Source organism: Streptomyces sp. NPDC014891 (assembly GCF_043081085.1).
Classification (GTDB): domain Bacteria; phylum Actinomycetota; class Actinomycetes; order Streptomycetales; family Streptomycetaceae; genus Streptomyces.
The window spans coordinates 189,461-203,686 of sequence record NZ_JBIBWF010000014.1; the positions used below are offsets into that span (position 1 = coordinate 189,461).

Annotated in this window: 13 protein-coding genes; 8 read left to right on the forward strand and 5 right to left on the reverse strand. The window is 73.5% G+C overall.

Annotated elements, in window-relative coordinates; translation table 11 throughout:
* Positions 1–72: 72 nt before the first annotated feature.
* Both ACF09E_RS32430 and ACF09E_RS32435 read left to right on the forward strand, forming a co-directional pair.
* Positions 73–1,038, forward strand: coding sequence for a glycosyltransferase family 2 protein (locus ACF09E_RS32430; protein WP_392209389.1), 966 nt, complete (start codon positions 73–75; stop codon positions 1,036–1,038).
* A 3-nt stretch (positions 1,039–1,041) separates the two neighbouring features.
* A complete protein-coding gene (locus ACF09E_RS32435) occupies positions 1,042–2,430 on the forward strand; it encodes a polysialyltransferase family glycosyltransferase (RefSeq protein ID WP_392209391.1) in 1,389 nt (462 codons plus the stop codon).
* Positions 2,431–2,522: 92 nt separating this feature from the next.
* On the opposite strand, the gene ACF09E_RS32440 is transcribed toward ACF09E_RS32435, so the two are convergent.
* A complete protein-coding gene (locus ACF09E_RS32440) occupies positions 2,523–3,296 on the reverse strand; it encodes a VOC family protein (RefSeq protein WP_392209393.1) in 774 nt (257 codons plus the stop codon).
* A gap of 172 nt (positions 3,297–3,468) precedes the next feature.
* Here ACF09E_RS32440 and ACF09E_RS32445 point away from each other — a divergent pair, with 172 nt between their 5' ends.
* Complete coding sequence (locus tag ACF09E_RS32445; protein ID WP_392209396.1) at positions 3,469–4,296, forward strand: sulfurtransferase; 828 nt, start codon at positions 3,469–3,471, stop codon at positions 4,294–4,296.
* A 129-nt stretch (positions 4,297–4,425) separates the two neighbouring features.
* Here the strand turns inward: ACF09E_RS32445 and sepH are convergent, their stop codons facing one another.
* Complete coding sequence (gene sepH, locus ACF09E_RS32450; RefSeq protein ID WP_361851431.1) at positions 4,426–5,493, reverse strand: septation protein SepH; 1,068 nt, start codon at positions 5,491–5,493, stop codon at positions 4,426–4,428.
* 464 nt (positions 5,494–5,957) lie between these two features.
* Here sepH and ACF09E_RS32455 point away from each other — a divergent pair, with 464 nt between their 5' ends.
* Positions 5,958–6,869 carry a hypothetical protein gene (locus ACF09E_RS32455; RefSeq protein ID WP_392209398.1) on the forward strand — a complete coding sequence of 304 codons (912 nt, stop codon included), beginning with the start codon at positions 5,958–5,960 and terminating at the stop codon, positions 6,867–6,869.
* A 3-nt stretch (positions 6,870–6,872) separates the two neighbouring features.
* Here ACF09E_RS32455 and ACF09E_RS32460 read toward each other — a convergent pair whose 3' ends face one another.
* Positions 6,873–8,222: a D-arabinono-1,4-lactone oxidase gene (locus ACF09E_RS32460; RefSeq protein WP_392209400.1), complete on the reverse strand. Its 1,350-nt coding sequence runs from the start codon at positions 8,220–8,222 to the stop codon at positions 6,873–6,875.
* Positions 8,152–9,423: an MFS transporter gene (locus ACF09E_RS32465; protein WP_392209402.1), complete on the reverse strand. Its 1,272-nt coding sequence runs from the start codon at positions 9,421–9,423 to the stop codon at positions 8,152–8,154. Before ACF09E_RS32465 ends, ACF09E_RS32460 begins: the two co-directional genes overlap by 71 nt.
* 236 nt (positions 9,424–9,659) lie before the next feature.
* Between ACF09E_RS32465 and ACF09E_RS32470 the strand changes: the two genes are divergently transcribed.
* On the forward strand, positions 9,660–10,787 hold the full coding sequence (locus tag ACF09E_RS32470) for a ferrochelatase (protein WP_392209404.1): 1,128 nt from the start codon (positions 9,660–9,662) through the stop codon (positions 10,785–10,787).
* A gap of 46 nt (positions 10,788–10,833) precedes the next feature.
* Positions 10,834–11,652, forward strand: coding sequence for an inositol monophosphatase family protein (locus ACF09E_RS32475; protein WP_392209405.1), 819 nt, complete (start codon positions 10,834–10,836; stop codon positions 11,650–11,652).
* A 124-nt stretch (positions 11,653–11,776) separates the two neighbouring features.
* On the opposite strand, the gene ACF09E_RS32480 is transcribed toward ACF09E_RS32475, so the two are convergent.
* Positions 11,777–11,950 (reverse strand): hypothetical protein, encoded by a 174-nt coding sequence (locus tag ACF09E_RS32480; protein ID WP_361851416.1) that lies wholly within the window; start codon positions 11,948–11,950, stop codon positions 11,777–11,779.
* 363 nt (positions 11,951–12,313) lie between these two features.
* Here ACF09E_RS32480 and ACF09E_RS32485 point away from each other — a divergent pair, with 363 nt between their 5' ends.
* Positions 12,314–12,967: a response regulator transcription factor gene (locus ACF09E_RS32485; protein WP_361851413.1), complete on the forward strand. Its 654-nt coding sequence runs from the start codon at positions 12,314–12,316 to the stop codon at positions 12,965–12,967.
* Positions 12,968–12,971: 4 nt separating this feature from the next.
* Positions 12,972–14,210, forward strand: a complete 1,239-nt coding sequence (locus ACF09E_RS32490; RefSeq protein WP_392209407.1) for a sensor histidine kinase — start codon at positions 12,972–12,974, stop codon at positions 14,208–14,210.
* The last annotated feature ends 16 nt before the right edge of the window (positions 14,211–14,226 follow it).

Below are 14,226 nucleotides of genomic sequence, written 5' to 3' on the forward strand. Positions count from 1 at the left end.
CCCGGAAAAGCGAGCCGTTACGGTACCGGCCGTAGCGGGGTTGAACTGTTCGATTCAGTATGGGGATTCCGAGTGCCGAAACTGTCCGTCGTCGTACCGTTCCACAATGTCGGGGCGTACGCGCCCGACACCCTGCGCAGTCTCGCGAACAACGCGGATCCGGAATTCGAGTTCCTGCTGGTCGACGACTGCTCGACGGACGACACCCCGGAGATCCTCGACCGCTGGCGCGACCGCCTGCCGAACGCCACCGTCCTCCGGCACGAGACGAACAGCGGGGTCGCCCAGGCGCGGAACACGGGAATCGACGCCGCCCGCGGCGACTACCTCACGTTTCTCGACGGCGACGACTGGTACGCGCCCGGCCACCTGAAGGCCATGGTGGCCGGGATCGAGCGCCTGGGCTGCGACTTCGCCCGCACCGACCACGTCCTCTCGGAGGGTCGGAAACGGAACATCCGCTATGCCCCGGCCAAACGCCGCGACACCGTCATGGACCCCCGCGACGGAATCTCGCCCGCCAGCATGGTGACGATGGTCGACTATCCGTTCGTCCCCTTCGGCATTTACGGTTCCCGGCTCTTCCAGAACGGCGCATCCCGTTTCGAGACATCCCTGAGAACCGCCGAGGACCGCCTCTGGGTATGGCGTCTCCATCTCCGGGCCCGCACGTTCGCCGCGCTTTCCCTGCACGGCGTCTTCTACCGCAGGGGCGTCACCACCTCGCTCACCCAGATCACCGACAACCGGCAGCTGGACTTCATCCCGTCCTACGACACCCTGCTCGCCGACGTCTTCCGCGACGCCGAGGCGGACCGCTTCCTGCCTAAGGCCGTCCGCACCTACTGCGCGATGATCGCCTTCCACATGGGCAAGGTCGGCACGTACGAGCCCGCCGTCGCCGAGAGGCTCCGCGCCGACGTCCGGGACGCGCTCCACCGCATGCCCCAGCAGGTCCTCGAAGAGACCCTCGCCACCATGGACACCCCCCGCAGCACCCTCCTCCGGAGCCTGCGCGACACCGTAAGGACCGCCTGACCCATGGCCCCCGCCCCCGAGAAGGCACCGGCGCCCCACCCGGCCACCGACGGCCGCCCGGTCCAGATCTTCCAGGTGTCCACCCTCTACGGCGCCGCCACCCTCGCCGCCTCCCTGGACGCCGGACAGTTCGGCCCCCGGGAGGACGCCCGCCGCCTCCTGCTGATCTCACGCAACGCCGAGATCCCGGAGACCGCGCTGCGCATGGAGACCATGACCGGCTACGAGCGGATCGCCGGCCGCTTCGACGGCGTCCTCGACTGGAACGAGACGATCCACCCGTACCACCCCGCCGCCTGGGCCCCCCGCCCCGAGGAGGCCCCGCTATGGCAGCGCGTGCTGCGCACCGCGTGGGCCCTCGGCAGCGTCCCGGTGGAGCTCATCGTGGAGTCCATCCAGGTCAACCCCGCCAAGGCACTGGCCGGCGCCTTCCCCGAGAGCGCCGTCCACGTCTACGCCGACGGCCTGATGAGCTACGGCCCGACCCGCAACGACCTCGCGCAGTCGATCGCCTGCCGGGTCCGCCGCGTCCTCCACCTCGACCTGGTGCCGGGACTGCGCCCCCTCCTGCTGAGCGAGTACGGCGTCGAACCGGAGATCGTCCCCGACAGCGCCTTCCGCGCGGTCCTCGCCGAGATCGCGGCGGAGGCCGCCGACGACCCCGGGATCCTCCGGGCGGCCGCCGCCGGACCCACCGCCCTGATGCTCGGTCAGTACCTCGCCGCCCTCGACCTCCTCACCGTCGACGAGGAGGAGGACCTGCACGTCCGCATGCTCCGCGGCGCCGCCGCCGCGGGACACCGCTCGGTGGTCTTCAAGCCGCACCCGTCCGCACCCGCCGGCTACTCCACGGCGCTCCGCGCGGAGGCGGAGCGGTCGGGCGTCCGGCTCACCGTGCTCGACGGACCGCTGCTCGCCGAGACCTTCTACGAGCGGTGCAGGCCCCGGCTCGTCGTCGGCTGCTTCTCGACCGCGATGTTCACCGCCGCCGTCTACTACGGCGTCCCCGTCGCACGCGTCGGCACCGCCGAGGTCCTCGCACGGCTCACCCCCTACGAGAACAGCAACCGGATCCCGCTCACCGTCGTCGACCACCTCGTCGCGGACCTGGAGGGCGACGAGGCGCCGGCGGTCCCCGGAGCGGCCCCGGACTCGCTCACCCCGCTCGTCCGCGCGGTCGGCTACTGCATGCGGCCCAAGAGCCACCCGGGGATGCGGGAGGAGACCGCCGCCTTCCTCGCCGCGCACCACGCCGACCCGGACGTCGCGCACCACTTCGACACCGAGCGCCTCGGCCTGCTCGACCTGCCCGGCGGCACCGGCGCGGCAGCGCGGGGGAGCGGCCTGCAGTCCCGGCTCCGCCGGAGCCTGGCACGGCCCCGGCGGGGCTGAACCGGCCCGCGGGCCCGGCTCCGCGGGCGCCCCGCACGGCCGGACCGCCCGAGCGGGGCCGTCCCACCCGAGCGGGCGGGCGGCCCCCGGGCTCACCCGGCGTCGGACCTGACGAGGGTGAAGACCGCACCCTCCGGGTCCGTGACCAGCGCGAGCCGCCCCGCCGTCGCGTCGCGCGGGGGACTCAGCACATGACCGCCGAGCTGCAGCACGAGCCGGGCGGCCGCGTCCGTGTCGGCGACCTCGAAGTACGTCATCCAGTGCGGCCCCCGGTCCCGGGGCAGCGCGGTGCCGACGCCGTGCAGCGAGGCCACCGGCGCCCCGTCCACATGGAGCGTCGCGTAGTCGTGGTCGGGGGACACGACCGGCTCCACCTCGTGCCCGAAGACCGTCCGGTAGAACTTGCCGACCGAGGACGTCTCGTACGTCAGGAGCTCGTTCCACACGGGCGTCCCGGGCGGTCCCGCCGCGGCCGTCCCGTGGTGCGCCTCCGCCTGCCAGATCCCGAAGACCGCGCCCACCGGGTCGGAGCAGACCGCCATCCGGCCGGCCTTCCCCGCGTCCAGCGGACCCACGGCCACCGTGCCGCCGCAGCAGCGGATGCTCTCGGCGGTCTCGTCGGCGTCGTCGGTGGCCAGGTACGGCGTCCACGCGATCGGCAGGTGCCGGTCGGGCGGGAGCTGGCCGATGCCCGCCACCTCCCGGCCGTCGAGCAGCGCGCGCACATACGGTCCGAGCTGCTGCGGACCGGGTGCGAACTCCCAGCCGAACAGCGCGTTGTAGAACTCCTGGGTGGCGTCAAGCCCGTGCACCATCAAGCTCACCCAGCAGGGCGTGCCGGGTGTGTGCCGAGTCGCCTCGGTCATCGTGACTCTCTCCTCGGACCGTCGTCGTGCCCGTGTCCCGTCCGATGGTGTCACCGAAGGGGCCGCGGCGCGCCCCGGTCCCACCAAAGAGTGGCGCGATCACGCCGGGTCGACGCGGGGCGGACGCCGGGTCCGCTCCCCGCGGCCGAGCGGCTGCGCGAGGATGGCACCCATGAAGCCCATCATCGCCGTGAGTGAACTGCTGAGCGAGTCGGCCGGGGCCAGGCCGCCGGTCCTCCTGGACGTCCGCTGGACGCTGGGCGGCCCGCCCGGGCGCCCGGCGTACGAGGCCGGGCACCTGCCCGGCGCGGTCTACGTCGACCTGGACGCGGAGCTCGCGGGCCCGCCCGGCGCCGGGGGCCGGCACCCGCTGCCCGACCCGGAGGCCTTCGGCGCCGTGATGCGCCGGGCCGGGGTCTCCGCGGACACCCCCGTCGTGGTCTACGACGGCGGTCTCGGCTGGGCCGCCGCCCGCGCCTGGTGGCTGCTCCGCTGGGCCGGCCACCGGGACGTCCGGGTCCTGGACGGCGGTCTCGCCGCCTGGACGGGGGAGCTGACGGAGAAGGAGCCGGCGCCGGAGCCGGGCGACTTCCGGCCGGAGCCGGGCGCCCTCGGGCTGCTCGACGCCGACGCGGCGGCGGCCTTCGCCCGCTCGGGGCTGCTCCTGGACGCGCGGGCGGCCGAGCGCTACCGGGGCGACGTGGAGCCGATCGACCGGGTCGGCGGGCACATCCCGGGCGCGGTCTCGGCGCCCACGACGGAGAACGTGGACGGGGAGGGGCGCTTCCTCGCCGCCGACGTGCTGCGGGACCGGTTCGGCTCGCTCGGCGCCGCGGAGGGGACGCCGGTCGCGGTCTACTGCGGCTCGGGCGTCTCCGGTGCCCACGAGGTGCTGGCCCTGGAGATCGCGGGCATCCCGGCCGCCCTGTACGCGGGCTCCTGGTCGGAGTGGTCCGCCGACCCGGCCCGGCCGGTGGCGACGGGCCCCGACCCGCGGTAACCCCCGCGCGCGGAAGATCCCTCCGGGGCCTTCGTACGCGAGAGGGTCCTCCCTACGAGGCAGGCCCCGCCCTACGCGAAAGGGCCCGCGCCGATCCCGGCGCGGGCCCCTCCTTCACGGCCCGGGCCGTCAGTCCTGCTTCTTCCTGCGGGTGCCGAAGACGATCTCGTCCCAGCTCGGCACGGCCGCGCGGCGGCCCGGGCGGACGCCGTCCGCCTCCGCCTGGCGGTCGGTGGTGCCGGTGAGCCGGTCCCGGTGGCCCGTGACCGCGCGCGGCATGAGCACGTCGGCGTAGGCGGCGCCGGCGCCCGCCGAGGCGGCCGGCGCCGGGGGCTCCTCCGCCTCGATCTCCTCGGAGGGCTCCGAGTCGGGCTGCTCGGGCACGACCATGTCGCCGCGGAAGCTCGGCACGGCCTCCAGGAGGCTGGTGAGGGAGTCCCGCTCGTCCTCCTGCTCGGCGGGCGCGGACGCCCGCTCCAGCTGGCGGTGGTCGAGCTGCCGGTCCAGGGCGCGGTCGAGCGGCCGGTCCCGGGGCAGCCGGGCGATCCGCGGCACGAACGGGAAGCTGGGCTCGGGCGCGGCGGCGATCGTGTCGTCCGTCTCGCCGATCAGGGCGCGGGCCTCGTCGTCCACGGCCTGGACGAGCCGCCGGGGCGGGTCGTAGGTCCAGCTGGCCGTGTGGACCTCGCCGGCGACGCGGTAGACGAGCAGCACCTCCCAGGTGCCGTCGTCGCGGCGCCAGGAGTCCCACTGCACGGTGTCCTTCTCGGCACCGCGCAGCAGCAGCCGCTCCTGCACGGCCTCGCCGAGCTGGGGGCCGCTGTTCTCGCCGGGCCGGCGGACGGGCGTCTTGCGGGCCCGCTCCGCCATGAAGGCGCGCTCGGCGAGCACGGGGCCCTCGAAGCGCCGCACGCGGTCCACGGGGATGCCGGCGAGCTGGGCGACCTCCTCCGCGGAGGCACCGGCCCTTATACGGGCCTGGATGTCGCGGGGGCGGAGGTGGCTCTCCACCTCGATCTCGATCTGGCCGAGGCGCGCGCGGTCGTTGCGCACGGCGGCGCGGAGCCGCTCGTCGATCGGAAGTGTGTACTCCGTGCTGTCAGCAGCCTTCAGCACCAGTCGTGTGCCGTCGTTGGAGACGGCCACGACACGCAGTTCGGGCATGGGGACCTCCCGGGTGGTGCCTGCCGACGTCACGTGCGTCGCTGCTTCCGCTAGTCGAGTGTGGCCTGCCCGGGTGCAGCCTGCCACTACCTTGCCGAGTTGCCCGGCGTGTCGGGCGTGGACCCTGGAACGCCGTTATGACACGGTGACCTGTTGGCTACCCGGAGTGACTGGTGGTCACTCTGCGCAGTCGGTTGCCGTGCCCTGTCCAGGCGCCGCCGGTTCGAGCGCCGTCTCCGGCCCCCTCCCCTCGATCCAGGGCACCCGTGAAGGCGTCCGGACCCAGGGTTCGCCAATGTACTCCATTCGGGCCACTTGGGTGGACCGGCGCGCCGCCCAACTTCTCGGGCCGTACGGGAGTTGAGTGTCCGCGATCTTCCCCCGTACGTGTCGCTCTTCACAGAAAGAGCCGAAACGGAACTATTCCCTTCGCCCATTTGTCCCTTCTGGGTGCAAGGCGAACGGATGAGCCAGCAGAGCTGGAGCAGGGGTTGGAGATGCGCCACAGGCCGGACACCGACACGGACGAGCGGGAGGAGACGGAGGGCGGAAGGAGAAGGATCGACCTGAGCGTGGCCCAGGTCTCGGGCAGCGCCCTGGCCGCGGTCATCGCCGCCAAACTCGCCTCCACCCTCGGCGTGTACGGCACGATCCTCGGCGCCGGTGTGATCAGCGTCATCGCCACCTGCGGCGGTCCGCTCTTCCAGCACCTCTTCCGGCGCACCGGCGAGCAGGTCCGCGACGTGCGGGTGGCGGCCAGGCCGAAGGCGCGTCAGGTGCCGCTCGCCCCCGGCCCGGGGGACGACCGCACCCTGACGGCGGGCACGGTCCGGGCGCCCGTACCGGACGCCGGGCCGCTCGACGAGGAGTTCGGCGCGCCGACCACCCACGGCACCCGGGTCCGCGGCTGGAAGCGCCCGGCGATCGCCGCCGCCCTCGTCTTCGGCGTCACCATGGGCGGCATCACCGCGTACGAACTCGTGTCGGGCCAGGACTTCAGCGGCAGGCAGGGGACCACCACCTTCGGCTCCGTCGTCCGCGGCGGCGGCACGGGGCAGGACGCCCCGACCGAGGACCGGGGACCGACCCCCGCGCCCTCCGGGTCCGCCGGCGACACCGGTCGGCCGGACGGAGGCTCCGACACCCCCTCGACCGGCTCCGTGCCGTCCCCGGGCGACCGGGACACAGGGGGGAGCGGCACCGCGACCCCCTCGCCCGAGCCGACGCCCTCCGGGTCGACCGGCGGCGGCACTCCCGAGCCCACGCCCACCGCCCCGACGACGGAGCCCACCGCCCCTACCGGGGAGCCCACCACGGGAACGGGGACGCCGGGCACGCCGGGCACGCCGCAGACCCCGACGGCGCCGACCCCGCCCGCCGGGGACGGGGGCGGCGCGGCGACCGGCTGAGCGTCAGTCGCCCAGGACCCGGCGCAGGTAGTCGTTGGCGAAGAGCCGGTCCGGGTCGAGCCGGTCGCGCAGCGCCGTGAACTCGGCGAAACGCGGGTACGCCTCGGCGAAGTAGGCGGCGTCGCGGGTGTGCACCTTCCCCCAGTGGGGGCGCCCCCCGTGCGCCGTCATGATGCGCTCCACCGCCGTGAAGTACGCGCGGTGGGGCGTGCCCTTGTAGAGGTGGACGGCGATGTACGCGGTCTCCCGGCCCGAGGCCGTGGAGAGGGCGATGTCGTCCGCCGGGGCCGTCCGCACCTCCACCGGGAAGCTCACCTTGAGCGGCGAGCGCTCGACCATCGCCTTGAGCTCGCGCAGCGCGGCGACCGCCGCCTCGCGCGGCAGCGCGTACTCCATCTCCAGGAAGCGCACCCGGCGCGGCGAGGTGAAGACCTTGTACGGGATGTCGGTGTACGTACGGGCCGACAGCGCCCTGCTGGAGAGCTTGGCGATCGAGGGGATGACCGGCGGCACCGCGCGGCCCAGCGAGCACGCCACCTGGAAGAGCCCGTTGGAGAGCAGCTCGTCCTCCACCCAGCCGCTGACCCGGCCGGGAGGGGCCGCGGGGCCCGCGCTGCGGTTGTTGCGCTTGGTGTTGCAGTTGTCCGTGTGGGGGAACCAGTAGAACTCGAAGTGCTCGTTCTCCGCGTGCAGCGCGTCGAACTCCGAGGTGACCCGGTCGAAGGTCATCGGCTCCTCCCGCGCGGTGAGCAGGAAGACCGGCTCGACCGCGAAGGTGAGGGCGGTGACCACGCCGAGGGCGCCGAGCCCGATCCGGGCGGCGGCGAAGACCTCCGGATTCTCCTTCTCCGAACAGGTGAGCAGTTCGCCCGCCGCGGTCACCAGCTCCAGCTCGCGGATCTGCGCGGCTATCGAGGCCGAGTCGCGGCCCGTGCCGTGCGTTCCGGTGGAGGTGGCGCCGGCGACGGTCTGCTCCATGATGTCGCCCATGTTCGTGAGCGACAGGCCCTCGCGGGCCAGCGCCACGTTGAGCCGCTTGAGCGGGGTGCCCGACTCGACCGTCACGGTCATCGCCTCGCGGTCGATCCGGCGGATCCCGGTCAGCAGTCCGGGCCGGATGAGGACGCCGTCGGTGGCCGCGATCGAGGTGAAGGAGTGGCCGGTGCCGACGGTCTTCACCCGCAGCCCGTCCCCGGCCGCCCGGCGCACCGCCTCGGCGAGCTCCTCGGCCGAGGCCGGGCTCACCTCCCGCACCGGGCGGGAGGTGACGTTCCCCGCCCAGTTACGCCACGGGCTGCCCGTCGTCCTGCTGCTGCCCGACTCCGCTGTCCCCGCTGCTGTCGTCGTGCTCACGCTGCCCCTCCCGGTTCGGCACCGGCCTGCGCAGCCGGCGGTGTCCGAGGAGACCCACCGCGACCGCGACCGCGCCCGAGACGACGGGCACCACGTACCCCGCCTCGGCCCCCGACGCGTCGACCACCCAGCCGGCGGCCGACGAGCCGAGCGCCACGCCGATCGCGAGCCCGGTACCCGTCCAGGTCATGCCCTCGGTCAGCTTGGTGCGCGGTACGTGCGCTTCGACGAGGGCCATGGTGGTCACCATCGTCGGTGCGATGGACAGGCCCGCGACAAAGAGCGCCACGGCCAGCAACGGAAGGTTCCCGGCCAGTAGGAGGGGGATCATACTCACGGCCATCGCGCAGATGCCCAGCAGCCAGCGGCGGGAGGGCTCGCTCCTGAGGTGGAGCAGTCCGAAGACGGCGCCCGCCAGGCCGGAGCCCAGCGCGTAGACGGCCAGGACGAGGCTGGCCGCGGCCTTGTGGCCCTGCTCCTCGGCGAAGGCCACGGTGACCACGTCGATCGAGCCGAAGATGGCGCCGGTGGCCACGAACGCGAGGGCGAGCACCTGGAGGCCGGGGGAGCGGAGCGCGGAACCGCCCTTCTCGCCCCGGTGGGGGTGCGGGACCGGCTCGGTGGCCCGCTGCGCGGTCAGCCAGAACACGCCGACGGTGAGGAACACCCCGGCGAACAGCGGACCGGCCTCGGGGAACCAGGTCGTCGACAGCCCGATGGAGAGGATCGGGCCGAAGATGAAGCACACCTCGTCGACGATCGACTCCCACGAGTACGCCGTGTGCAGACGCCGCTCGTCGCCGCGGTAGATCTCCGCCCAGCGGGCCCGGGTCATGGCGCCGACGCTCGGCACGCAGCCGATCACGGCCGTGAAGACGAAGAGGGTCCAGTCGGGGGCCTGCTGCTGCACACAGAGGAGGAGCCCGGCGGCGGCCACCAGCGAGACCAGGGTCACCGGGCGGAGCACCCGGCGCTGACCGTGCCGGTCGACGAGCCGGGAGACCAGGGGGCCGAGGACCGCGGCGGACGCGGCGAGCGTCGCGGAGAGGGCGCCGGCCAGCCCGTAGCGCCCGGTGACCTGCGAGATCATGGTCACGATGCCGATGCCCATCATGGACAGCGGCATCCGTCCGAAGAAGCCGGCGACGGAGAACCTCGCGGTGCCGGGCGCGGCGAAGATCGCGCGGTAGGGACTGGGCAAGGGGCTCTCCGGATCTCCGTGCTTCGGAGCGGGCTCCGCGCGACGATTCAACACGTGTAATTAATAGCTAAAGCCTACGGTGTTGAAGTCGATGGGTCATCCCCCTTTTTCCGGCCGCGGCCACCGGCCCGGCCGACGGCCGCACCCGCGCCCGCACCACCCGCCGCACGCCCGGTCGGGCGGCGTCCGCCGGGCCGCGCCGCTCGCCGTCCGGCGCGGGTGGGAGGATCGGTGCCATGTCCGATCAGCACGATCCCGCCCCGTACGACGCCCTGCTGCTGCTCTCGTTCGGCGGCCCCGAGGGCCCGGACGACGTCGTCCCGTTCCTGGAGAACGTGACGCGCGGCCGAGGCATCCCGAAGGAACGGCTCAAGGAAGTGGGCCGGCACTACTTCCTCTTCGGCGGCGTCTCCCCGATCAACGACCAGAACCGCGCGCTCCTCGACGCGCTGCGGACGGACCTCGCCGCGGCCGACCTGAAGATCCCCGTCTACTGGGGCAACCGGAACTGGGCCCCGTACCTCACCGACACCCTCCGCGAGATGGTCACCGACGGCCACCGCCACATCGCCGTCCTCACGACCAGCGCCTACGCCTCGTACTCCGGCTGCCGCCAGTACCGCGAGAACCTCGCCGACGCGCTCGCCGCCCTGGAGGCGGAAGGGCTCCCGCTGCCCCGGGTCGACAAGCTCCGCCACTACTTCAACCACCCCGGCTTCGTCGAGCCCATGATCGAGGGCGTCCTCGCCTCCCTCGACGCGCTCGACCCGTCCGTCCGCGCCGGCGCCCACCTGGCCTTCACCACCCACTCCATCCCGGACTCCGCGGCCGCCTCCTCCGGACCCGTCACCGAGCACGGCGACGGCGGCGCCTACGTCCGGCAGCACCTCGACGTGGCGCGGCTGATCGCCGACGCCGTCCGCGAGCGCACCGGGAACGACCACCCCTGGGAGCTCGTCTACCAGTCCCGCAGCGGCGCCCCCCACATCCCGTGGCTGGAGCCCGACATCTGCGACCACCTGGAGACACTGAACGGCGCCGGCGCGCCGTCCGTCGTCATGGTCCCCATCGGCTTCGTCTCCGACCACATGGAGGTCCTCTACGACCTCGACACCGAGGCCACGGCCAAGGCCGCCGAACTGGGCCTGCCCGTCCGGCGCTCGGCCACCGTCGGAGCCGACCCCCGCTTCGCCGCCGCCGTCCGCGACCTCCTCCTGGAGCGGGCCGCGCACGAGCGGGGCACCCGCGCCGAACGGTGCGCCCTCGGCGCCCTCGGCCCCTCCCACGACCTGTGCCCGATCGGCTGCTGCCCGGCCCGGACCGAGCGCCCGGCGGCGGCCGGCGCCGACAGCCCGTACGCCTGAGGCACCCCGTGACCGAGACGGCCGACGACGCGACCGAAGGAACCCCGTGACCGACCCGCTGCTCACCGAACTGCTCGACCTCGCCCTGGGAGCCGCACGGCGGGCCGGAGCGCTGCTGCGCGACGGCCGGCCGGACGACCTGGCCGTGGCGAAGACCAAGACGAGCCCCATCGACGTCGTGACCGAGATGGACATCGCCGCCGAGAAGCTGATCACCGGCTTCCTCTCCGAGCACCGCCCGCAGGACGGCTTCCTCGGCGAGGAGGGCGCGTCGAGTCCCGGCACCAGCGGCGTCCGCTGGGTGATCGACCCCCTCGACGGCACCGTGAACTACCTCTACGGGCTGCCCACCTGGGCGGTCTCGATCGCCGCCGAACGGGACGGCGAGACCGTGGTCGGCGTCGTCGCGGCCCCGATGCGCGGCGAGACCTATCGCGCGGTCCTCGGCGGCGGCGCGTTCGTCGAGGGCGGCCCCGGCACGGAGGCGCGGCGCCTCGCGGTCCGCCCGGCGCCCGAGCTCGCCCAGGCCCTCCTGGGCACCGGCTTCGGCTACGTCCAGGCCCGGCGGGCCCACCAGGCCGAGGTCGCCCGGCTCGTGATCCCGCAGGTCCGCGACATCCGGCGCGGAGGCTCCGCCGCGATCGACCTCTGCGACGTCGCCGCCGGCCGCCTGGACGCCTACTACGAGCGGGGCCTCAACCCCTGGGACCTCGCCGCCGGCGCCCTCGTCGCCCGCGAGGCGGGCGCCCTGACCGGCGGCCGCCCGGGAGAGCCGGAGTCCGGCGAACTGGCCCTGGCGGCCCCTCCGGGCCTCTTCGAGCCCGTCCAGGGACTCCTGGAGGAGCTCGGCGCCTGGCACGACTGACGGACGCGTGAGGGCCCCGGTGCCGGGAACGGCACCGGGGCCCTCACGCGTCCACGGGTCGGATCGGTCGATCGCCCCGGTCGGCGGGTCGGTCGCGGTCGGTCGGGCAGCGGGTCGGACGGGGTCAGACGCTCGGCGCGGCAACCTCCACGCCGTGCTCGGCGGCCAGCCGGTGCAGGTCGTCGAGTTCCGCCTGCTCCACCTCCGCCAGGTAGTCGTCGCCCGTCTCACGAGCCCGCGTGAGGTCCGTCTGCGTGGTCCTGATGCGGTGCAGCAGGCCTGCGGTGAAAGCGTCCATCGTGCGCCCCCTCGTCATGGGTCCGGTGGCACGGGGGTGTGCCGAGGGTGGGTGGATCACGCACCGCGGCCTCTGGGGCACAGAGAGCGGTAGGTGGCGCGCCACATACAGGGCGTGATCACGGGGTGTGCAGTCGTCCTCCCCAACCCCTTCCTCAGAGAAACCTCAACTGACCCGTGAATCCGGTGAATTCTGCGGACGCCGTCCGGCGCCCCCGCCCGCGGCCCGCCCTCCCCGGGGCCCCGCACCGCCGTCTTACAGCCGGTTTACGCGAGTAAAGGGCAGGATGGACACGCACAGTCAGTGCGCGGAATCCAGCCGGTCCGCCTCCGGGCCGCAGCTCCAACGGGAAGGATGTACGACGTGCGCGTACTCGTCGTCGAGGACGAGCAGCTGCTCGCCGATGCGGTGGCCACCGGACTGCGCCGGGAGGCCATGGCCGTCGACGTCGTGTACGACGGCGCCGCGGCCCTGGAGCGCGTCGGGGTGAACGACTACGACGTCGTCGTCCTGGACCGCGACCTCCCCCTCGTCCACGGCGACGACGTCTGCCGCAAGATCGTCGAGCTCGGCATGCCCACCCGCGTCCTGATGCTCACCGCCTCCGGGGACGTCAGCGACCGCGTCGAGGGCCTCGAACTGGGCGCGGACGACTACCTGCCCAAGCCCTTCGCCTTCACCGAGCTCACCGCGCGCGTGCGCGCCCTCGGCCGCCGCACGAGCGTGCCCCTCCCGCCCGTCCTGGAGCGGGCCGGCATCAAGCTCGACCCCAACCGCCGCGAGGTCTTCCGCGAGGGCCGCGAGGTCCAGCTCGCGCCGAAGGAGTTCGCCGTGCTGGAGGTCCTCATGCGCAGCGAGGGCGCCGTCGTCTCGGCCGAGCAGCTCCTGGAGAAGGCCTGGGACGAGAACACCGACCCCTTCACCAACGTCGTCCGGGTCACCGTCATGACCCTGCGCCGCAAGCTCGGCGAGCCGCCGGTCATCGTGACCGTCCCCGGCTCCGGGTACCGGATCTGACGCGATGCCCACCACGTCAGCGCCCCACCCCCAGGCACCCCCGAAGCCGACCTGGGACCCCCGGGACCCGGTCCGCCCCCTGCTGCGCCCGACCATCCGGATACGGCTCACCCTGCTGTACGGCGGCATGTTCCTGATCGCCGGCATCCTGCTGCTGTCGATCATCTACCTGTTCACCGCGCAGGCGCTCACCGACAGCGCGGCCCAGCTGCCCTTCAAGATCGTCAAGGGCGAGGTCCAGCCCACCACCTCCTGGTGCGAACTGCCGAACACCGGCACCGGGGAGCAGTTCAACAACGCGGTCTCCGTCTGCCTCCGCCACCAGAGCGACCTGGCGCTGGACGACCTGCTGCGCCGCTCGCTCTTCGCCCTGCTCGGCCTCAGCATCATCGCCTTCGCCTTCGGCTACGCCATGGCGGGCCGGGTGCTCTCCCCGCTCGGCCGGATCACCCGGACCGCCCGCCAGGTGGCCGGATCCGACCTCTCCCGGCGGATCGAGCTGGACGGCCCCGACGACGAGCTCAAGGAGCTCGCCGACACCTTCGACGAGATGCTGGACCGCCTGGAGCGGGCTTTCACCGCCCAGCAGCGGTTCGTCGCGAACGCCTCGCACGAGCTGCGGACCCCGCTCGCGATCAACCGCACCCTCCTGGAGGTCCACCTCTCCGATCCGGGGGCGCCCGTCGAGCTCCAGCAGCTCGGCAAGACCCTGCTCGCCACCAACGAACGCAGCGAGCAGCTCGTCGAGGGCCTCCTGCTGCTCGCCCGGAGCGACAACCAGATCATCGAGCGCAAGCCCGTCGACCTCGCCGAGGTCGCCGAGCGCGGCGTCGACCAGGTGCACGCCGAGGCCGCCGCCAAGGGCGTCGAGATCCGGAGCGAGTGCGAGCCCGCGGTCGTCCAGGGCAACGGCGTCCTCCTCGAGCGGATCGCCCTGAACCTGCTCCAGAACGCCGTCCGGTACAACGTGGCGGAGGGAGGATGGGTGGAGGTGACCACGTCCACCGAGCACGGCCAGGCCGTCCTGGTCGTTTCGAACACGGGTCCCGTGGTCCCCGCGTACGAGATCGACAACCTCTTCGAGCCGTTCCGGCGCCTCCGGCAGGAGCGGACCGGCAGCGACAAGGGCGTCGGCCTCGGCCTGTCGATCGCGCGGTCCGTGGCACGCGCCCACGGCGGCCGTATCATCGCGGAACCCCGCGAGGGCGGCGGTCTCGTGATGCGCGTCACTCTGCCGATCTGACACACTGCACGGGCCG

Excerpts from the sequence above, each read along its gene's own strand:
- ACF09E_RS32435 (WP_392209391.1), top strand. The coding sequence starts at position 1,042 with ATGGCCCCCGCCCCCGAGAAGGCACCGGCGCCCCACCCGGCCACCGAC.
- ACF09E_RS32440 (WP_392209393.1), bottom strand. The coding sequence starts at position 3,296 with ATGACCGAGGCGACTCGGCACACACCCGGCACGCCCTGCTGGGTGAGC.
- ACF09E_RS32445 (WP_392209396.1), top strand. The coding sequence starts at position 3,469 with ATGAAGCCCATCATCGCCGTGAGTGAACTGCTGAGCGAGTCGGCCGGG.
- ACF09E_RS32455 (WP_392209398.1), top strand. The coding sequence starts at position 5,958 with ATGCGCCACAGGCCGGACACCGACACGGACGAGCGGGAGGAGACGGAG.
- ACF09E_RS32470 (WP_392209404.1), top strand. The coding sequence starts at position 9,660 with ATGTCCGATCAGCACGATCCCGCCCCGTACGACGCCCTGCTGCTGCTC.
- ACF09E_RS32480 (WP_361851416.1), bottom strand. The coding sequence starts at position 11,950 with ATGGACGCTTTCACCGCAGGCCTGCTGCACCGCATCAGGACCACGCAG.
- ACF09E_RS32490 (WP_392209407.1), top strand. The coding sequence starts at position 12,972 with ATGCCCACCACGTCAGCGCCCCACCCCCAGGCACCCCCGAAGCCGACC.